17 protein-coding genes and 3 tRNA genes are annotated in these 20017 nt (G+C 59.3%); 8 read left to right on the top strand and 12 right to left on the bottom strand.

Annotated elements, in window-relative coordinates; all coding sequences use genetic code 11:
• Positions 1–5: 5 nt before the first annotated feature.
• From uvrA to ACR0EF_RS05060, 4 genes are all read right to left on the bottom strand, one after another.
• Positions 6–2864, bottom strand: a complete 2859-nt coding sequence (gene uvrA, locus ACR0EF_RS05075; RefSeq protein WP_170371139.1) for an excinuclease ABC subunit UvrA — start codon at positions 2862–2864, stop codon at positions 6–8.
• Between the two features lie 104 nt (positions 2865–2968).
• The gene (locus ACR0EF_RS05070; RefSeq protein ID WP_170371140.1) at positions 2969–3538 is read right to left on the bottom strand and encodes a methyltransferase domain-containing protein; all 570 of its coding nucleotides are present in this window, start codon (positions 3536–3538) and stop codon (positions 2969–2971) included.
• 92 nt (positions 3539–3630) lie between these two features.
• Positions 3631–3707 (bottom strand) — tRNA-Asp (locus tag ACR0EF_RS05065).
• A 50-nt stretch (positions 3708–3757) separates the two neighbouring features.
• A tRNA-Asp gene (locus ACR0EF_RS05060) sits at positions 3758–3834 on the bottom strand.
• A gap of 573 nt (positions 3835–4407) precedes the next feature.
• Here ACR0EF_RS05060 and ACR0EF_RS05055 point away from each other — a divergent pair.
• The 3 genes from ACR0EF_RS05055 to ACR0EF_RS05045 all read left to right on the top strand — a co-directional run bounded on the left by ACR0EF_RS05055 (position 4408) and on the right by ACR0EF_RS05045 (position 8246).
• Positions 4408–6285, top strand: coding sequence for a M10 family metallopeptidase C-terminal domain-containing protein (locus tag ACR0EF_RS05055; protein ID WP_170371141.1), 1878 nt, complete (start codon positions 4408–4410; stop codon positions 6283–6285).
• Positions 6286–6492: 207 nt separating this feature from the next.
• Positions 6493–6567: transfer RNA gene (locus ACR0EF_RS05050), tRNA-Val, on the top strand.
• Between the two features lie 95 nt (positions 6568–6662).
• Positions 6663–8246 (top strand): APC family permease, encoded by a 1584-nt coding sequence (locus tag ACR0EF_RS05045; RefSeq protein WP_170371142.1) that lies wholly within the window; start codon positions 6663–6665, stop codon positions 8244–8246.
• A gap of 47 nt (positions 8247–8293) precedes the next feature.
• On the opposite strand, the gene lon is transcribed toward ACR0EF_RS05045, so the two are convergent.
• The 3 genes from lon to ACR0EF_RS05030 all read right to left on the bottom strand — a co-directional run bounded on the left by lon (position 8294) and on the right by ACR0EF_RS05030 (position 13022).
• Positions 8294–10702 carry an endopeptidase La gene (lon, locus tag ACR0EF_RS05040; RefSeq protein WP_170371143.1) on the bottom strand — a complete coding sequence of 803 codons (2409 nt, stop codon included), beginning with the start codon at positions 10700–10702 and terminating at the stop codon, positions 8294–8296.
• A gap of 214 nt (positions 10703–10916) precedes the next feature.
• Complete coding sequence (gene tgt, locus ACR0EF_RS05035; protein ID WP_170371144.1) at positions 10917–12047, bottom strand: tRNA guanosine(34) transglycosylase Tgt; 1131 nt, start codon at positions 12045–12047, stop codon at positions 10917–10919.
• Between the two features lie 63 nt (positions 12048–12110).
• Positions 12111–13022, bottom strand: a complete 912-nt coding sequence (locus tag ACR0EF_RS05030) for a nucleoside hydrolase (protein ID WP_170371145.1) — start codon at positions 13020–13022, stop codon at positions 12111–12113.
• A gap of 175 nt (positions 13023–13197) precedes the next feature.
• Between ACR0EF_RS05030 and ACR0EF_RS05025 the strand changes: the two genes are divergently transcribed.
• The 3 genes from ACR0EF_RS05025 to ACR0EF_RS05015 all read left to right on the top strand — a co-directional run bounded on the left by ACR0EF_RS05025 (position 13198) and on the right by ACR0EF_RS05015 (position 14824).
• Positions 13198–14088 (top strand): SPFH domain-containing protein, encoded by an 891-nt coding sequence (locus ACR0EF_RS05025; protein ID WP_170338815.1) that lies wholly within the window; start codon positions 13198–13200, stop codon positions 14086–14088.
• A complete protein-coding gene (locus tag ACR0EF_RS05020) occupies positions 14088–14366 on the top strand; it encodes an NfeD family protein (RefSeq protein ID WP_093962948.1) in 279 nt (92 codons plus the stop codon). Before ACR0EF_RS05025 ends, ACR0EF_RS05020 begins: the two co-directional genes overlap by 1 nt.
• 95 nt (positions 14367–14461) lie before the next feature.
• Positions 14462–14824 carry an SUF system Fe-S cluster assembly protein gene (locus ACR0EF_RS05015; protein WP_170339389.1) on the top strand — a complete coding sequence of 121 codons (363 nt, stop codon included), beginning with the start codon at positions 14462–14464 and terminating at the stop codon, positions 14822–14824.
• A 264-nt stretch (positions 14825–15088) separates the two neighbouring features.
• On the opposite strand, the gene ACR0EF_RS05010 is transcribed toward ACR0EF_RS05015, so the two are convergent.
• A complete protein-coding gene (locus ACR0EF_RS05010) occupies positions 15089–15421 on the bottom strand; it encodes a hypothetical protein (RefSeq protein ID WP_170371146.1) in 333 nt (110 codons plus the stop codon).
• A gap of 171 nt (positions 15422–15592) precedes the next feature.
• Here ACR0EF_RS05010 and ACR0EF_RS05005 point away from each other — a divergent pair, with 171 nt between their 5' ends.
• Both ACR0EF_RS05005 and tpiA read left to right on the top strand, forming a co-directional pair.
• Positions 15593–15958 carry a HesB/IscA family protein gene (locus ACR0EF_RS05005; protein WP_170338817.1) on the top strand — a complete coding sequence of 122 codons (366 nt, stop codon included), beginning with the start codon at positions 15593–15595 and terminating at the stop codon, positions 15956–15958.
• Between the two features lie 180 nt (positions 15959–16138).
• The gene (tpiA, locus tag ACR0EF_RS05000; protein WP_170338818.1) at positions 16139–16888 is read left to right on the top strand and encodes a triose-phosphate isomerase; all 750 of its coding nucleotides are present in this window, start codon (positions 16139–16141) and stop codon (positions 16886–16888) included.
• A gap of 15 nt (positions 16889–16903) precedes the next feature.
• Here tpiA and ACR0EF_RS04995 read toward each other — a convergent pair whose 3' ends face one another.
• The 4 genes from ACR0EF_RS04995 to ACR0EF_RS04980 all read right to left on the bottom strand — a co-directional run bounded on the left by ACR0EF_RS04995 (position 16904) and on the right by ACR0EF_RS04980 (position 19988).
• Positions 16904–17437, bottom strand: coding sequence for a nucleoside deaminase (locus ACR0EF_RS04995; RefSeq protein ID WP_254438842.1), 534 nt, complete (start codon positions 17435–17437; stop codon positions 16904–16906).
• Positions 17430–17741, bottom strand: coding sequence for a DMT family transporter (locus tag ACR0EF_RS04990; protein ID WP_170357657.1), 312 nt, complete (start codon positions 17739–17741; stop codon positions 17430–17432). The genes ACR0EF_RS04995 and ACR0EF_RS04990 overlap by 8 nt, the downstream gene beginning before the upstream one ends.
• Before the next feature lie 193 nt (positions 17742–17934).
• Positions 17935–19311: a TRAP transporter large permease gene (locus tag ACR0EF_RS04985; protein ID WP_170338824.1), complete on the bottom strand. Its 1377-nt coding sequence runs from the start codon at positions 19309–19311 to the stop codon at positions 17935–17937.
• Positions 19311–19988, bottom strand: a complete 678-nt coding sequence (locus ACR0EF_RS04980) for a TRAP transporter small permease (RefSeq protein ID WP_170338826.1) — start codon at positions 19986–19988, stop codon at positions 19311–19313. The genes ACR0EF_RS04985 and ACR0EF_RS04980 overlap by 1 nt, the downstream gene beginning before the upstream one ends.
• Between the last annotated feature and the right edge of the window lie 29 nt (positions 19989–20017).

Raw genomic sequence — 20017 nt, 5'->3', positions numbered from 1 at the left:
GCGCCCTATTCGGCCGCCACGCGCTCGGGGTTCAGCATCGGCTTGAGGTATCGCCCGGTGTGGCTGCGCTCGCACTCGGCGACCTCTTCCGGGGCGCCCACGGCAACGATCTCGCCGCCGCCATCGCCACCCTCAGGGCCGATGTCGATGATCCAGTCGGCGGTTTTCACCACGTCCAGATTGTGTTCGATCACGACGACAGTATTGCCCTGATCGACCAGTTCATGCAGCACTTCCAACAGCTTGCGCACATCTTCGAAATGCAGGCCGGTTGTGGGCTCGTCCAGAATGTACAGGGTCCGGCCCGTCGAACGTTTTGCCAGCTCTTTCGAAAGCTTGACTCGCTGCGCCTCGCCGCCCGACAGGGTCGTGGCCTGCTGGCCGACCTTGATGTAGCCCAGCCCCACGCGTGCCAGCGCATCCATCTTGTCGCGGATCGAGGGTACGGCCTTGAAGAACTCCTGCGCGTCTTCGACCGTCATATCCAGCACGTCGGCGATGGACTTGCCCTTGAACTTGATCTCGAGCGTCTCGCGGTTGTAACGCGCGCCCTTGCAGGTCTCGCAGGTGACATAGACGTCGGGCAGGAAATGCATCTCGATCTTGATGACTCCGTCGCCCTGACAGGCCTCGCAGCGCCCGCCCTTGACGTTGAAACTGAACCGCCCGGGCTTGTAGCCCCGCGCCTTCGCCTCGGGCAGACCGGCGAACCAGTCGCGGATCGGGGTGAAGGCGCCGGTATATGTGGCCGGGTTCGACCGTGGCGTGCGCCCGATGGGCCGCTGGTCGATGTCGATCACCTTGTCCAGATGTTCCAGCCCCTTGATCGTTTCGCAGGGCGCAGGCGTCTGACGCGCACCATTCAGACGCATCGAGGCGGTCTTGAACAGCGTCTCGATCGTCAGGGTCGACTTGCCGCCGCCCGACACCCCGGTCACGCAGACGAACTTGCCCAGCGGAAACTCGGCCGTCACGTCTTTGAGGTTGTTGCCCGAAGCCTTTACAACCGTTACCTTTTTCTTGTTCCCCTTGCGCCGCTCGGCGGGCACCGGAATTTCCCGAACCCCCGACAGATACTGCCCTGTAATCGAGGCCGCATCGGCCGCGATCTGCTCGGGCGTGCCGTGGCTGACCACCTGCCCGCCATGCACGCCGGCACCGGGGCCGATGTCGAACACATAGTCGGCTTCGCGGATGGCTTCCTCGTCATGCTCGACGACGATCACGGTGTTGCCCTGATCGCGCAGGTTCTTCAGGGTGCCCAAAAGGCGGTCATTGTCGCGCTGATGCAAGCCGATCGAGGGTTCGTCCAGCACGTAAAGCACGCCGGTCAGGCCCGAGCCGATCTGGCTGGCCAGCCGGATGCGCTGGCTTTCGCCGCCTGACAGGGTACCACTTGAACGAGACAGCGTAAGGTATTCCAAACCAACGTTATTCAGAAACCCCAACCGCTCGCGGATCTCTTTCAGAATCGCGCGGGCAATCTCGTTTTTCTGGGCGCTCAGATGGTTCGGCGCGTCCTCGACCCAGGCCAGAGCCTCTTTGATCGACATTTCGACCACCTGGCCAACATGCAGCCCGGCAATCTTTACCGCCAGTGCCTCGGGGCGCAGGCGATAGCCCTCGCAAGTGTGGCAGGGACGGTTGTTCTGATACCGTTCGAATTCCTCGCGGATCCACGCGCTGTCGGTTTCGCGATAGCGGCGCTCCATGTTCGGGATAACGCCTTCAAAGCTGCGGGTCACCTGATAGACCCGTCCGCCTTCGTCATAGCGGAACTGGATTTCATCATCGCCCGAGCCATGCAGAAACACCTGCTGCACATGCGCCGGAAGATCCTTCCACGGCGTGTTCTTGTCGAACTCATAGTGGCGCGCGATCGCTTCGATCGTCTGCAGGAAATACGGCGACTTACCCTTGCGCCACGGGGCCAACGCACCGTCATACAGTTTCAAGGTCTGATCGGGCACCACAAGCCGTTCATCGAAAAACAGCTCGACCCCCAGCCCATCGCAATCCGGGCAAGCCCCAAAGGGCGCGTTGAACGAAAACAGGCGCGGCTCGATCTCGGGGATGGTGAACCCACTGACCGGACAGGCAAAATTCTCGGAGAACGTGATGCGCTCGGGCTCGCCCTCGCGCGGGGCGGTCTCCAGTATCGCGATGCCATCGGCCAGGTCCAGCGCGGTGCGCAGGCTGTCGGCCAGGCGGGTCTCCATCCCCTCGCGCACGACGATCCGGTCAACAACCACGTCGATGTCATGGCGGAACTTCTTGTCCAGCGTCGGCGGCTCGTCCAGTTCGTAGAACTGGCCATCGACCTTGACGCGCTGGAACCCCTGCTTGCGCAGTTCCAGAAACTCTTTCTTGTACTCACCCTTGCGGTCGCGAACGATGGGCGCCAGCAGATAGCCTCGGGTGCCCTCCTCCATCGCCATGATCCGATCGACCATGTCCTGAACCTGCTGGGCTTCGATCGGCAAACCGGTGGCAGGGCTGTAGGGCGTGCCTGCGCGCGCGAACAGCAGGCGCAGATAGTCATAGATCTCGGTCACCGTTCCCACGGTCGAGCGTGGGTTTTTCGACGTGGTCTTCTGCTCGATCGAGATCGCCGGGGACAGGCCGCTAATGTGATCCACATCGGGCTTTTCCATCATGTCCAGAAACTGGCGCGCATAGGCCGAAAGGCTTTCGACATAGCGGCGCTGACCCTCGGCATAGATCGTATCGAATGCCAGCGACGACTTTCCTGACCCGGACAGACCCGTGATGACAACCAGCTGATCGCGCGGAATGTCCACGTCAATGTTTTTCAGGTTGTGCTCGCGCGCGCCGCGCACCTCGATATTCTTCAGCTCAGCCATTCAGGCCCCCAACACACAAGTGTCCTAGAGATAGGCGAGCGACGCTGAGTCTCCAACCGAAAAGTTAGAACAAAGTGTGAACGAGCAGATTTTCTCCGCCTTGGTCACCCGTCTTCGCTCTTTCGCGCCATGGCCCAGGCACAGATCGGAAAATCCGGGTCGTTCTCCAGACTGTCGGTTTCAGGGTCATAGACGGGCGGCCACACCTGCTCGAGGTTGCGCAAAGCCGCCTGGCGGTTGCCCCATTGCGCGGCCTTAATGCTTTCCGGATCAAAGCCGCATTCGATCAGTAGGTTGCGCAATCCCCGCGCCGACCAACGCGAACAGTCGTGCGGAGCCGCATGGAACGGGATGAAGAACGGCACGGCCAACCAGAACCACCCTCCTGGCCGCAGCATTTCCAGCACGTTCAGAGTGGCTTCATAGGGCCGGTCAAGATGTTCCCAGACCTGATTGGCGAGTATGAGATCGAATTGTCGAACCTCCCCACGCTCATCCATCAGCGGGCCTTTGCAGATATCGTGCTGACGATGCCAGATCTGGGTATGGCTGCGAAACCCGAACTGCGTTCCCCATTTTCCCGATATTTCGGCGCAATCCAGCGCCTCGGGTCCCAGACTCCCTATCCATTTCTTGCTTTGACGAACCATGACGACGCGGTTCAAGCTGACCATCGAAAACCCCGACTGCGTGCTACCTGCCGGGACCGATTGTCCAGAAAAGCAACCCTGTGTCCACAGGGAACGCAACGACTTTTGAGGAGAAGTGGCGCGGTTGACGGGGCTCGAACCCGCGACCCCCGGCGTGACAGGCCGGTACTCTAACCAACTGAGCTACAACCGCGCATTAGGGTCTATGTCGATCCGTTTGCCCGGATCAAAGGCTGGCAGCGATGGCGCGGTTGACGGGGCTCGAACCCGCGACCCCCGGCGTGACAGGCCGGTACTCTAACCAACTGAGCTACAACCGCCCGCTGCCCGTTCATTGCTGAACGTTGGGGTGTATTATGGCCACGCCCGGGCATCGTCAAGCGGCGTTTTCAAGTTTTTTGCAGGAACTGGAAAATTTGTTCGCGAGCGCGTTTGGCATGCTCCTTTTGAATAGCTCCGGCGCGCACCGTTGCGTGAACCGGCACTCGCCGGACTTTCCACTGGCCAGCGTGCTGGATAGCGGTTGCCAGACTGCGCTCCCGCATAGGCTGTCGAATTCGAAGATTACTTTTCGGTTTGCCCGCAGGAGCCTTGCTCGAACCGAAGGGGAAAGCCCACTCGCTGTGTAGACCCGACTTATTCACTGCCCCGACGTTTACTTGACGACACGGTTTTGCCGAAGTCTTGACCCAATCGAGCCACAACCATCTGGGAACTATTTACTTTCTGGCACATCAACGCGAGAAGAGTCCCTGAAAGAATTCAGAGGCCGGGAATTCCTCCATGGTACTTTCCGATACCCTCCACCATGATCGCGCGCAGCAAACAGGGGGCTGCTAGAGGCCCCAAAAATATTGAAACCTGTTGAACACCAAAGAAGGCGATAATTTTCTATGTCGATTGCCAATACAACCAGTCCGGGCGCCAACCCGACCGGGCTTACCTACGTAGACGGATTGATCTGGGGGACATCCTGGGATCTCAGCACCAATATCGGAGGCCCGGCTGGAACGCTTACCTATTCTTTTGATGACGGCACCCTTGGGGATCAACCGTTTGCAAAGTACATGAAGGCGGCAATTCGGGCAGCATTCGACCTGATCGAAACGATTATCCCCATTGAGTTCACCGAGACAAACTTTCTCGCGCCCAATGGCACCATCAACCAGGTGAACCTGACTTATGGCTTGGTGACCCAAGACACCCTGGGAGGTTCGATCGGGTTTCACCAAGTGCCGGGCGATACGCCTCTGCTGTCCGGCTCACTCGGTTTGGATGCGCTGTTTGGCCTGTTTGCGTACGATACCGTTTTGTGGAGCAAAGCTGCTTTGCGTAAGGGCGGTGAAGGCTTCGCGACTGTACTGCATGAAATTCTACATGGCATGGGGTTAGCTCACCCCCATGATGACGGCGGTTCTTCCTCGGTCTTTCCCGGGGTTACCCAACCCTTTGACGACTTCGGGACGGACGGACAAAATCAGGGCGTCTATACGATCATGTCCTACAATTCGGGTTACCCCGAAATGTTCCCCCTGCATTACTACGATATCGGCGGCACTGCCTCGCCAATGGCGTTGGACATCGCAGCACTGCAGGCGATCTACGGCACCCAGCAGCACAACACCGAAAACGACGTGTACAAGATCAAAGGATCGAACAAGGTCGGAACGGCCTGGACCTCAATTTGGGATGCTGGCGGAATCGACACACTTTCGGCCGCCGGAGTCGGGCGTTCAGTGACGATCAACCTGAACGACGCCGACCTCGAGGGGGACGACGCCGGAGGCGCGATATCATCCGCCGAAGGCGTTCGTGGCGGTTTTACAATCGCCAATTCTGTCGTCATCGAGAACGCGATTGGCGGCAACGGTGGGGACGCCATCCTCGGAAACGAGGTTGGCAACGTCCTGCAGGGTCGCGGTGGTTCCGACACCATCTACGGCGCCGAGGGCGAAGATACACTCAGCGGCGGCGGTGGCCACGATACGTTGTCCGGTGACACCGGTGCCGATACGGTTCTCGGCGGCGGCGGCAAGGACAACATCCTTGCGCAGGACGCGGACGGAAACGATGTTCTGGACGGAGGTGGTGGCAGCGACTGGATTCGCTTCCTCGGCACCGGGGCGGCCACTGTTGATCTGTCGAATATCGAGGCGCAGGACACCGGGTACGGCGTTGACACTTTGCAACGCATCGAAAACGTTTCCGGGACCGCTCAAGCTGACCAGATAACCGGGTCCAAAAAAGCCAACATCTTGCAGGGTAATGATGGAAACGACACACTCAACGGCCTGGAAGGAAGGGACACACTGGAAGGCGGTCAAGGAAATGACGCTCTGACAGGCGGAACAGGATCCGACAAACTGCTGGGCGGCACCGGTCAAGATATCTTGGCCGGAGGAACCGGAAAAGACTTCCTGACCGGTGGCGACGATGCCGATACCTTCGTGTTCAACACGATAAAGGACAGCTCAAAATCCGCAGGCTCGGCGGATGTCATCACCGATTTCGAAGTCGGCGTGGACAAGATTGACCTCAGCGGAATTGACGCCAGCACGGTTTTGGATGGCGATGATGCTTTCACCTTCAACGGAACGACGCCGTTCTCGACTGCGGATGAAGGTGAGATCTACTACAAGCAGATCGATTCTCGCGGAACGGCTTCGGACAGGACCCTGGTCTTCATCGACACCGACGGGGACAAATCGCCCGAGATGGTCATCCGCTTGAATGGCCTCCTTGACCTGACAGCGGACGACTTCATCCTCTAGAAACGGCGCGATTCTCGAATGGACAAGGCCCCGGATTTCCGGGGCCTTTTCGTAGGAACGACTACCTGCAACACGAGCCGGCGCCTCAGAATGACCGTGTCGATTTCACAGCTTGGCGCAGGATATCCTCATGCCTGAAGAGGTTAAGAACTCCAGCCATCTCCCCTCTTGCAGCCGGATAAAAAGCACTGTAAGACGCCGCCCTACGGGTGATTAGCTCAGTGGTAGAGCGCTTCGTTCACATCGAAGATGTCAGGAGTTCAAATCTCTTATCACCCACCATTCTCTCTCTTTTTCAACGCTTGAAACGGATGAGACTCGGCGTCTATCCTTGAGTTCGGGTCGGTGCAGCACCGGCATGGCAATCAGGGACATGCATGGCCGAATTAAAGCGCGACATCGGCCTGGTGGGTCTGACATTCATATCTGTCGGAGGAATCATTGGCTCAGGCTGGCTGTTTGGGCCGCTTCTGGCCGTTCAGCACGCAGGCCCCGCGGCGGTTTTGTCCTGGGCAATCGGGGCCGTCGCGATGTTCATTCTGGCCATCACATTCGCCGAAATCTCTGCCATGTTGCCGATCCCCGGAGGGATCGCTCGGGTCCCGCAGTTTTCACACGGCAATATCGTCGCCATGACGATGGGTTGGACTGCCTGGATCGGGTACAACACGACCGCTCCGATCGAGGTCGAGGCAATGCTGTCCTACCTCGCACCCTATGCACGCTGGCTGCATGCGCCATCTGGTGACCTGACCGCGCCCGGACAGGCTGTGGCCTTGGCATTCATGGTGTTCTTCGTCGTGATTAACATGCTGGGCGTAAAGTTCTTTGCGCGTGTCAACACAATGATAACAAGCGCAAAAGTGGCCATTCCAATCCTGTTGTCCGTGGTGCTGATCCTTTCACGTTTCAATGCCGAGAACTTCACGCAGCCCGAGGGGTTCGCACCGTATGGGCTCAAGGGAATAATGGCCGCCGTTTCGACAGGTGGGGTAATCTTTTCGTTCATCGGGTTCAGGCATGTGGTCGACATGGCAGGCGAGGTGCGAAACCCGAAATTCGACATTCCGGCGGCGCTTGTATTGTCGATCATCATGTGTGCGGCAATCTATCTGGGCCTCCAGATCGCTTTCATCGGCTCGCTCGACCCTCAGATGCTGGCGCAGGGCTGGGCCAAGCTCAGTTTTGCCGGAGAGGGCCCTTTGGACGGGGTCATAATGTCCGTCGGGATATTATGGTTCATCAGCATCCTCAACGTCGGCTCGGTGATCGGGCCGTTCGGAAACGCCCTCGTGGCCACCGGTTCGAACGCTCGTATTGCGATGGCCCTGTCGCAGAACGGGTTTCTGCCTGCGCGCATCCAACACCTGTCGGCATTTGGCGTGCCCATCTGGGCGCTGGTGCTCAACTTCGTGATTGGCACTCTTTTCCTTTTGACCATTCCCTTTGAGACAGTGATCGCCCTGAACGGGGCAGCGATCGTCCTGTCCTTCGCCGTGGGCCCCATCGCCGTTGTATGCCTGCGCAGCCTACTGCCAGACAGGCCCCGCTCGATCCGCGTTCCAGCGGTTGGTTTTGTCGGAATGCTGGCCTTTGCGATTGCAACTCTGATCGTCTACTGGAGCGGCTGGGATACGGTCTGGCGCCTGGGCATCACCCTTCTGATCGGACTGCTCCTGCTTTTGGTGCGGTTTCGGGGACGCCTGGAACAGATGGATCTCAAACAGGCCTTGTGGCTCGCGCCCTATCTGGCCGGACTTGGGTTGATCTCGTTTCTTGGTCAATTCGGAGACGGCGCGCTGCACCTGATCCCGTTCGGGTGGGACATCTTGTTGTGCACCCTGCTGTCATCGACCATTTTCTGGATCGCAGTCCGGTCCGCCCTGCCCCCTGAGAAATTCCAGCGCTACATAGCCGAGGAAGAAGTTCTGGACCCATCAAAACCTGTAATCGGGCTTTGAATCAGAAAGGGCGGGGATTATTCCCCGCCCTTCTCGTTGTTTTCAGATCAGTGCGCCGTGGCTGAAGGTCCGCTGTTATCCGAAGCCTTGGCCGCTGCGGCTGCGGCTTCTTCGGCGGCCTCATCCCATTCGATCGGCTCAGGTTTGCGCACCAAGGCGCGCTCAAGAACTTCGGACACGTGCTTGACCGGGATGATCTCCAGCCCTTCCTTCACGTTTTCGGGGATGTCGGCCAAATCCTTCTCGTTCTCTTCCGGAATAAGCACCGTCTTGATGCCACCCCGCAGAGCCGCGAGCAGTTTCTCCTTCAACCCGCCGATCGGCATGGCGTTGCCACGCAGCGAAACTTCGCCCGTCATGGCGATGTCCTTGCGGACCGGGATACCGGTCAGAACCGACACGATCGAAGTCACCATCGCCAGGCCGGCGCTGGGTCCATCCTTGGGCGTCGCGCCGTCAGGCACGTGCACGTGGATGTCGATCTTGTCGAACTGCGGCGGTTTGACCCCGATCTGAGGCGAAATCGACCGCACATAAGACGAAGCCGCGTCGATGGATTCCTTCATCACATCGCCCAGCTTGCCTGTGGTCTTCATCCGACCCTTGCCTGGCAGCTTCAACGCCTCGATATGCAGCAGGTCGCCACCGACCGAGGTCCAGGCCAGACCGGTCACAACGCCGACCTGATCATCCTGTTCAGCCAAACCGTAACGGAACTTGGGCACACCCAGGAATTCGTGCAGGTTCTCAGCCGTCACGACAACCCGGTCGGTCTCGTTCTTGATGATCCGGGTCAACGATTTGCGCGCCACCTTGGCAATCTCGCGCTCAAGATTCCGCACACCGGCCTCGCGGGTATAGGTGCGGATGATCGCGGTCAGCGCCTCATCGGTCAGTTCGAACTCTTTGGCCGTCAGCCCGTGGTTCTTCACCTGCTTGGAGATCAGATGCTGCTTTGCGATCTCGCGCTTTTCGTCCTCGGTGTAGCCGGCCAGCGGAATGATCTCCATCCGGTCCAGAAGCGGCCCAGGCATGTTGTAGCTGTTGGACGTGGTCAGGAACATCACGTTGGACAGGTCGTATTCGACCTCAAGATAGTGGTCCATGAACGTGCTGTTCTGTTCCGGGTCCAGCACCTCGAGCATGGCCGAAGCCGGATCACCACGGAAATCCTGCCCCATCTTGTCGATTTCATCGAGCAAGATCAGCGGGTTCGTGGTTTTCGCCTTTTTCAGCGCTTGGATGATCTTGCCGGGCATCGAGCCAATATAGGTCCGGCGGTGGCCGCGGATCTCGGATTCATCGCGCACCCCACCCAACGAGATGCGGATGAACTCGCGCCCCGTGGCCTTGGCGACCGACTTCCCAAGCGAGGTCTTGCCCACGCCCGGAGGGCCGACAAGGCACATGATCGGGCCTTTCAACTTCTTCGAGCGCTGCTGAACCGCCAGATACTCGACGATCCGCTCCTTGACCTTTTCGAGGCCATAGTGATCGGCATCGAGGATCTGCTGCGCCCGGCCAAGGTCTTTCTTGACCCGAGACTTGGTGCCCCAAGGCAGCGACAGGATCCAATCCAGATAGTTGCGCACCACGGTCGCTTCGGCCGACATCGGCGACATGTTCTTGAGCTTTTTCAGCTCGCCTTCCGCCTTTTCGCGGGCTTCTTTCGAAAGCTTGGTCTCGGCGATCTTGGCTTCCAGTTCGGCGATCTCGTTCGCGCCGTCCTCGCCGTCGCCCAGCTCCTTCTGAATGGCCTTCATCTGCTCATTCAGATAGTATTCGCGCTGGGTCTTCTCCATCTGCGACTTGACGCGGGTCTTGATCTTCTTCTCGACCTGAAGAACCGACATCTCGCCCTGCATCAGGCCATAGACCTTTTCCAGACGCTCGCTGATGCTGAGCGTTTCCAGCAGGTCCTGCTTCTGTTCGACCTCGATGCCAAGGTGACCCGAAACCAAATCGGCCAGTTTCGCCGGATCGGTTGTCTCACTGACAGCGGTCAGGGCTTCTTCCGGGATGTTCTTGCGAACCTTGGCGTACCGCTCGAACTCATCGGCGACAGTGCGCAAAAGCGCCTGCGTCGTCGTAACGTCGCCGGGAATTTCGGTCAGGTATTCGGCGCGGGCCTCAAAGAATTCTTCATTCTCAATGAACTCCGAAATCTTGACGCGGGCCTGCCCTTCGACCAGCACTTTTACCGTGCCATCGGGCAGCTTGAGCAGCTGCAGGACATTTGCCAGAACGCCGCTGCGGTAGATACCGTCCTGGGTCGGGTCGTCGACGGAAGGGTCGACTTGACTGGACAGCAGAATTTGCTTGTCATCCTGCATCACCTCTTCCAGCGCACGCACCGACTTTTCACGCCCCACGAACAGCGGGACGATCATGTGCGGAAACACGACAATGTCGCGCAGCGGCAGAACGGGGTATGAGGAATTAAGAGGCTCTTGCATGCTCTATCCTTATCATTGGCAAGATGGCACTGACCCCTGTTTCAGGCAGCCGTCGGCCATCTCCTTTCTCGGACGATAAAGGTGGGGCGCGGACCGCCCCATTTCAACCTCGTCGCCTAACCTGTGCCAATCAGAATGGCCCGAGGTTTCCCCGACTGCAAGGCATCGCGACAACATATCCACTGATTTTGGCTCGGGTCGCCCAACACGCCCGTTAGAGCGGCTCGATATCACCCAGCGCCCGCTGCGCATGGAACTCGGCCTGCCAGACCTCGAATGCACCGGCGGCGATGGCGTCCCGCATGCCCTGCATGATCTCCTGGAAATAATGAAGATTGTGCCAGGTCAGCAGCATGCCCGAAATCATTTCGTTGGCCCGGAATACATGGTGCAGGTAGGCGCGCGAGTAATTCGAGCAGGCTGGGCACGGGCACTGTTCGTCCAGCGGACGCGGATCGTCGGCGTGGCGGGCGTTCTTGATGTTCACGACCCCGCGGCGGGTGAACACCTGCCCCGTCCGTCCCGAGCGCGACGGCAGCACGCAATCCATCATGTCGATCCCGCGCGCCACGGCGCCCACGATGTCGTCGGGCTTGCCCACGCCCATCAGATAGCGCGGCTTATCGGTCGGTAGGAAATCAGGCGCATAATCAAGACAGCCGAACATGGCCTCCTGCCCCTCGCCAACGGCCAGACCGCCAACGGCATAGCCCTCGAACCCGATGGCCTTCAGCGCCTCGGCGCTTTCTTCGCGCAGGTCGCGCTCCAACCCGCCCTGCATGATCCCGAAAAGCGCATGGCCGGGCCGATCGCCAAAGGCCTCGCGGGACCGTTCGGCCCACCGCATCGACAGGCGCATCGACTCGGCGATCCGGTCGCGATCGGCGGGCAAGGCGGGGCATTCGTCGAAACACATCACGATGTCCGACCCCAGCAGGCGCTGGATCTCCATCGACCGCTCGGGTGTCAGCTCGTGCTTCGATCCGTCGACATGCGATTTGAAGGTCACCCCCTTCTCGGTCAGCCTGCGCAAGCCCGCCAGGGACATCACCTGAAACCCGCCCGAGTCGGTCAGGATCGGGCGCTCCCAGTTCATGAACTTGTGCAGACCGCCCAAGCGGTCGATCCGTTCGGCCGTGGGCCGCAGCATCAGGTGATAGGTGTTGCCCAGCAGGATGTCGGCACCGGTGGCGCGCACGCTTTCGGGCATCATCGCCTTGACCGTCGCGGCGGTGCCCACGGGCATGAAGGCCGGCGTGCGCACCTCGCCCCGCGGCGTGTGGATCACACCGGTGCGGGCCTTACCGTCGGTGGCCTTCAATTCGAATGAGAAACGCTGGGTCATGTCATCGCCTCGGGTCGCTGAACCGGGCAGGCTTTGCCCGATCTGCCCGGCCAATGCAACCCGTCAGGGCAAGCTGGCAACCCTTTGCGTGAACAGGTCCACCACCTGCTGACCGACGACGTCACAGCACACCTGCAACGGTGGGCGAGACGGGTCCGGCCGGGTTGCCCCAACCTCGGGCCCTTCGGTTACCACTTTCAAACCTGTTTCTTGAATTTTGAACATCGCACGGTGAGAACAAGCGATGACTGCGGTCGAGTCATGCAGACCGCAGCCATCCAACCCGGCAACATCGCGGTAGAAATTCAGATAGAACTGAGAGATATCGTTCAGAAATCCACCGATTTCAGGCGCGCGTCGCGCCAGTTCCCCGAAATCAGCCGCGCGATAGAGCGTTTTCAAGGTCACATCCAGGCCGACCAGAACCGTCGGAGCGGGCTGAGCGAACACCTCGTCTGCGGCTTTCGCATCGTGATAGATATTCGCCTCGGCGTGATCGGTGATGTTGCCAGGACAGAAGACTGCACCGCCCATAATGACCAACTGGCCTATGCTCTGAGCGAAATCCGGATCCAGACGCATCGCATTGGCAATGTTGGTCAGCGGCCCAACCGCGCACACCGTTAGGTCCTTCTTGTAGCGCCGGGCCATCTCGACCAGAAACTCGGCTGCGCTCAGGTCGTGGTTCGCGCCGATCTCGGGCACATCGGTTACATCGCCAAAACCCTCATCCCCATGCACGTGCCGAGAGGGCGTGTGCGCATCAGCTTCCCATGGAAACGCTGCGCCCTGCGCAACAGGTATGTCCAACCCAAGCTTGTGAGCCAGAAACCGCGCGTTCCGGCTGGACTGCTGGACATGCGTATTGCCAAAGACCGTAGTCAGGCCAATAAGGTCAATTTCCGGAGCGGCGGCGGCGTAGGCGATCGCCATGGCATCGTCGATGCCGGGGTCTGTGTCTATAATCAGTTTCATTTCGCCCCGATAGCGCAATCAACGGCGGATGCAAAGCAGCCACAACCCGAAATCTCCGTGCTTTGTCCCAATTACCTTGCATGGATATCCTGTTCGGTTCATTTCATAGCTGAGTTGAAATTCAGCCCTTCAATCCCCAAGTGTATACCATTGTACACAAAAAATGAGGACAGAAATGACCGAAGACCAGATCATCGGACTGCTATCATCGAACATCATCTACCTGCTTGGGGCGGCCTTGGTCGTCGTCATCATCCTCAAGGGTATCAAGATCGTTCCACAATCCGAGAAATACGTGGTCGAACGGTTCGGACGCCTCCACTCTGTGCTGGGCCCCGGGATCAACTTTATCGTTCCTTTTCTGGACGTTGCGCGCCACAAGATATCCATCCTGGAACGTCAGCTGCCCAATGCGACGCAGGACGCGATCACCAAAGACAACGTGTTGGTGCAGATCGATACTTCGGTCTTCTACCGCATCCTCGAGCCTGAAAAGACCGTCTACCGCATTCGGGACGTCGACGGCGCCATCGCAACGACCGTCGCTGGTATCGTGCGGGCCGAAATCGGCAAAATGGACCTGGACGAGGTTCAGTCAAATCGCGCGCAACTGATTGAACGCATTCAAGAAAGCGTCGAAACCGCGGTTGACGACTGGGGGATCGAGGTAACCCGCGCCGAAATTCTGGACGTAAACCTGGATCAGGCGACCCGCGACGCCATGCTGCAGCAGTTGAATGCCGAACGCGCCCGTCGCGCGCAGGTGACCGAAGCCGAGGGCCAGAAACGCGCGGTCGAACTGCAGGCCGACGCCGAGCTGTATGCGGCGGAACAAGCCGCCAAGGCGCGCCGCGTGCAGGCGGACGCGGAAGCCTACGCAACCGGCGTCGTCGCAAAGGCCATCCAGGACAACGGGATCGAAGCCGCCCAATATCAAGTTGCGCTGAAACAAGTTGAGGCATTGAATGCGATGGGCAAAAGCGGAGGCAGCCAGACGATTGTTGTGCCCGCAAATGCGCTCGAAGCGTTTGGCGACGCCTTCAAAATGCTCAAGGGAGGCAAATGATGGCAGATCCGTTCTGGCTGACGTGGTGGGTATGGCTGGCAGCCGCACTGGCGCTGGGCATTCTGGAAGTGGCCTTGCCAGGTTTCATCTTCCTTGGCTTCGCTATCGGCGCGGCTATCACCGGAATCCTTCTGGTCATCCCCGGCTTGGCCCCGAACCTGCCCGTCCTGCTTTTGATCTTCGCCACCTTGTCGTTGATCGCATGGCTAGTTCTGCGGCGCATGTTCGCGCTGCCACATGGGCAAGTCAGGACGTTTGACCATGATATCAACGACTGACCGGTGCGGCGCCCTGTAGCGGGGCGCCCTACCCCCTCTGGACGCTGCCTTTAGCTTTCCCTATATAATTGCTCAGGTAACAACCCGAGGCATTCATGACCCACCCCAGCGAACAGCTTGAAGGCACGCCCCTGATTGCGCCTTCGACCGTTGAGCACCCTCTGTACGAATCCGTGGTCGAGGCCTGCAGGACTGTCTATGACCCTGAAATTCCGGTCAATATCTATGACCTTGGACTGATCTACACGATCGACATCAGCAGCGACAACGCAGTCAAAGTCATCATGACCCTGACCGCTCCGGGCTGCCCGGTGGCCGGTGATATGCCAGGCTGGATCGTCGAGGCCATCGAGCCCGTTGCCGGGGTTAAGGAGGTGGATGTCGAACTGACCTGGGAACCACCCTGGGGAATGGAGATGATGTCCGACGAAGCCCGGCTGGAACTTGGCTTTATGTAAGCGCCTGCCGCGCTGAGCGCGCGGGAAACGTCACAAACCTGAAACCCAGCTGTCACGGATCGGTCGTCGAACCGTTACGTTGCTGCGTAACAAGTACAACGCGGGCTTCGCAGTCGGACCCGTCAGAGGAACTCGGCAACTCAAATATCGCCCCAGCAGTCAATGGCGACCACGTTGGAGCGTCTACCGCCCCCCCTGCCGAGGCTCCGCAATACTGGGCCGCTCTTGCCCGAGAGCGGCCCTATTTTACTCGCTGAGGTGCACTCACTTCACGTTGCACTGTGCTTTGATCTCGGCGGCGCGGTCGTCCAGCTTCTTGACATAGTCACCCGACAGCATCTGCAACCGCTTCTGTTCTGTTCCAGAGATCAATCCAAGCAGCGCCCCGGCCGGCGTGATCGCGACCACACTTTCCGCCTGCTGATCCTCGGCGTGTTTCTTTTCCGCCGCAATTGCACGCAGGTCGCCTTCGGCGGTCGAGCAATTCACCGGGTGCCGCTTGTTATCGCCCGCTGCATGAACGGCACTGCCGGCCACCAGAAGAGCCAGAAACGCAACCTGCCGGCACAAGCCAATCTTATTTGAAATCCGCAACATCATCGAAACCCACCTTGTTCTGCTGTCAATTCGATCTCATCGGCAAACCCTGCCCTCTGCCCGTACGGTACGGTCAAAACCGGCGATGAGCAAACTTGTGGCTCTGCGCTCTCTTGAGCCCGGGCCCTCGGGGCCTTAGATTAGGTATAACGCGCGAAAATGGAGACGACGATGTTCGGCATTCCCGGCAAACAGGCCGTGACGATGACGCCCAAAGCTGCAGAGCAGATCCTCCGCCTGATGACGTCGGGCGGCCATGCCGGTCTGCGGATTGGCGTCAAGAAAGGTGGCTGCGCCGGTATGGAATATACCATGGAGTATGTCGATCAGCCGGATCCGCATGACGAAGTGGTTGAACAGGATGGGGCGCGGGTCATGATCGCTCCGATGGCTCAGATGTTTCTGTTCGGAACCGAGATCGACTACGAGGTCTCGCTGCTGGAATCCGGGTTCAAGTTCAAGAATCCCAATGTCGTCGATGCCTGTGGCTGCGGCGAGTCGATCAAGTTCGACGAAAACCTGGCCGAACAGCGCTGAGTCACCTAAAGCCTGCAACGTTTGTGGGCAGGTGAACTGCCGCCGGCGCCGTCTGGTTGAGTCCACCCAGATCGATCCGTCGCGCGACTCGCCAGCGCGCGGCCACCCAAGCGCAATTGTCAGACCTTGATCCGGGTGCTAACTGGATAGAAACGCACGAAAGATCACGGAGACCCCGCTATGCGACGCAGACTGGCAGCCGGAAACTGGAAAATGAACGGAACCGGGGCTGCTCTTTCCGAGTTGGACACGCTGACTGCGACGCACCCTTCTCCGACAGTCGATATTCTGATCTGCCCTCCGGCAACTTTGATCCACCGGGCCGCACAAGCCGTGCAAGGCTCGGGCGTCGCCATCGGCGGACAGGATTGCCACGCCGAAGTTTCGGGCGCCCATACGGGTGATCTGAGCGCCGAGATGCTGAAAGACGCCGGCGCGACCAGCGTAATCGTCGGGCATTCGGAACGGCGAGAAGACCACGGCGAGAAAGACGACGATATCCGCGCCAAGGCCCGGGCAGCCATGAACGCGGGCCTGACCGCAATCATCTGCGTCGGCGAAAGCCTTGAACAGCGCGAAGCGGCCAATACGCTCGATATCATTGGCGGACAGTTGTCCGGATCGATCCCGGATCTTGCTACCGGAGAGAACCTCGTCGTGGCTTATGAACCGATCTGGGCCATCGGCACCGGCAAGGTTCCCACCTTGGAAGAAATCGGAGAAGTCCACGATTTCATTCGCGCCAGACTTGAACGGCGATTTGGCGAAGGTGTCGGCCGGTCGGTTCGTTTGCTCTATGGCGGTTCGGTCAAGCCGGACAACGCGGCGGAGATTTTCGGAGTGTCAAACGTGGACGGCGCGCTGGTCGGCGGTGCAAGCCTGAAGGCACGCGATTTCTCGGGCATCATTTCAGCGCTGGAACAGGCCTGACCGGTCCACGCACACTCAGTCCGCGATGTCCTCGGCCCAAAGCTCAGGCTGTTCGGTCACGAACCTGCACATCAGGGCAATGCAGTCCGGGTCTTCGGCCAAAACAACCTCGACCCCATGATCGCGCAGGAAGTCTTCGTTGCCGTCGAAGTTTTCCGTGTCACCGATGACCACGCGTGGGATGCCGAACTGAACGATCGTTCCGGCGCACATCATGCACGGAGACAGGGTGGTATACAGAACGGTATCTCGGTACGTCTTCTGCCGGCCTGCCTTGCGCAGTGCATCCATCTCGCCATGGGCGATCGGATCCCCCTGCTGAACCCTTTGGTTTCGGCCCTGCGAGATGATCGTGCCGTTCCGAGCCAGTACAGATCCGATCGGGCAACCGCCCTCATCGAAACCGGCTTTGGCTTCTTGGTAGGCAACGCGCATCAGGCGCTTGTCATCATCGGTCAGCATGTTTCGGCACTCGTTGGTTGCGGTGATCAGGGTGGTTCCAGCCTGCCCACCGCGGGTGCCTGCGTCAACAACGGGCCGGTCACGCAAGTTTCATTGCGACCATGCCGGACACGATCAGTGTCGCTGCGATGACACGCAGCGGGGTCAGTGCCTCGCCCAAAAACATCACACCAACCAGGAACGCACCGACCGCGCCAATACCCGTCCACAGCACGTAGGCGGTTCCCAGTGGCAAGGAGCGCATGGCCAGGGCCAGCAAACCGAACGAACCGACCATTGCGCCTCCCATGACAACGGTCGGCCAGAGCCGCGTGAATCCAGCAGACTGCTTCATGGCAACTGCCCAGACGATTTCCAGCAAACCGGCAAAAAGAAGAAAGATCCAGGACATCGGGGACACCTCTATCAACTTCGGGTCGTCCCGAATGATCACCCATGGTGGGGAGGTCGTCCTCGTTCACTATGTGGGAAGAACCGATGGTGAGTTCAAGCCCGGCCATCCAGCGAGGCGGCCTGGCAGATGCCGGCCGACCGCGCAAAAAGTGACCCGAACCGGTTACCCGGTTCGGATCGATTGCGACGGTCTAGTTCGTAATGATCTCGGGGCCCATGAAGGTGTTTGGCAACACCGTCGACAGCCACGGGATGTACGTGATCATGATCAGGAAGACGAACAGAACGGCCAGGAACGGCAGTGCTGCGCGCACGACGGCCATCATCGGCATTCCCGCGACGCCCGACGTAACGAACAGGTTCAGACCGACCGGAGGCGTGATCATCCCGATTTCCATGTTCACCACCATGATGATGCCCAGATGGATCGGGTCGATGCCCAGTTCGATGGCAATCGGAAACACCAGCGGCGCCACGATGACCAGCAGGCCCGAGGGCTCCATGAACTGACCGCCGATCAGAAGGATTACGTTGACCACGATCAGGAAAGTGATCGGCCCCAGACCCGCCGACAGCATTGCGCCGGCAATGTGTTGCGGCACCTGCTCATCGGTCAGAACATGCTTGAGGATCAGCGCGTTGGCGATGACGAAAAGCAGGGTGACCGTCAGCTTGCCGGCCTCAAACAGCGTATGTTTGGTGTCGGGGTGGAAAAAGGCCGTGATCAGCGCCAGCGGCTTTTTCACAAGCGAGAGGTTTTGCTCACCATCCTGGGTGCTGAGTGGCCCCATGTCCTTGTAGACGAAGCTGGCGATGAAGAAGGCGTATACAGCCGCGACCGCCGCCGCTTCGGTCGGTGTGAAGATACCGCCATAGATGCCGCCAAGGATGATGACGATCAGGAACAGACCCCAACCGGCCTCGCGTGCCGACGCAAATATCTCGCCCCAGCCTTTCCAATCACCTTTCGGCAGGTTCTTGACCTTGGCCATCACATAGATTGTGACCATCAGCATGAACCCGGCCATGAGACCCGGAATGACACCGGCCAGGAACATCCTGCCGACCGAGACTTCGACCGCGGCCGCGTAGACAACCATGACGATCGACGGCGGGATCAGGATACCCAGCGTACCGGCGTTACAGATGACGCCCGCTGCGAATTCCTTGGAATAGCCGACCTGACGCATACCGGCGATCACGATCGAACCGATCGCAACAACGGTGGCCGGAGACGATCCTGACAGCGCGGCGAACAGCATACATGCGAACACGCCCGCGATTGCCAGACCGCCAGGCAGGTGACCAACGCAAGCGATCGAGAACCGAATGATCCGGCGCGCCACCCCTCCGGTCGTCATGAAGGACGATGCAAGGATAAAGAACGGGATGGCCAGCAGGGTAAAGTGGCCCTCGAACGCCTCGAACAGGGTCCCGGCAACCGAAGCCAGCGAGCTGTCCGAGTAGATCAGCAGAAACAGGGTCGAGCTCAGCCCAAGGGCAACTGCGATCGGAACGCCGATCAACAGCAGGCCCACGACCATGGCAAAAAGTAGTACTACATCCATCAGTCGTGTTCTCCCTGAAGGGCCCGGACTTCTTCGATCTCGTCCTCAACCTCGTGGCTTGCGACAATACGGTCGGCCTCACCGCGCAGGATCTGCAGCCCTGCCTGGGCAAAGCGGATCACCAGCAGCAACATCGACAGCGGCAGAACGAAATACGGCACGACCTTGGGCAGCTTCTCGTAGTACTCGCCATAGTTGATGAGGTCTTCGAGGAACCGAAGCGGCGCGACCATGGGGATGTCGTCCACCTCGTAGAAGCTCTGACTACGAGCGTCGAAATCAAAGCCCGTGGGGAACCAGCGTCCAGAGGTCGGAGGCAGGTCGGCAAAGACCGCCCAGTAGTCGTAGGACCCCTTCAACAGCAGCAGAGAGAATACGAGGCAGCACCCCACCGCGATCAGTGCCAATACCCTGCGCGGTGCCGGTGGCAGCATGTTCAGGATGGCATCAACACCCAGATGCGCGTGTTTCTTGACGGCGTAGGACGCCCCCAGCAATACCAGCCATCCGAAGGTGAATACGGTCAGCTCTAGCGCCCAAAGGATGTTGGAGTTGAAGACGAAACGCGCAATCACGTTGGCAAAGGTCACGGCCGTCATCAGGCCAAGAAGCAACGCGATCAGGGTTTCTTCGATTCGGTCGACCAGCCCACCGGGGCCGGTTTTCGCACCAGACATCTTTCTGTCCCCATTTTTGTTGATTTATC

This window comes from Ruegeria sp. CG8, from assembly GCF_056537165.1.
Note: the sequence above shows the minus strand (reverse complement) of the source record. Positions and strands in the feature narration are given on the sequence as shown.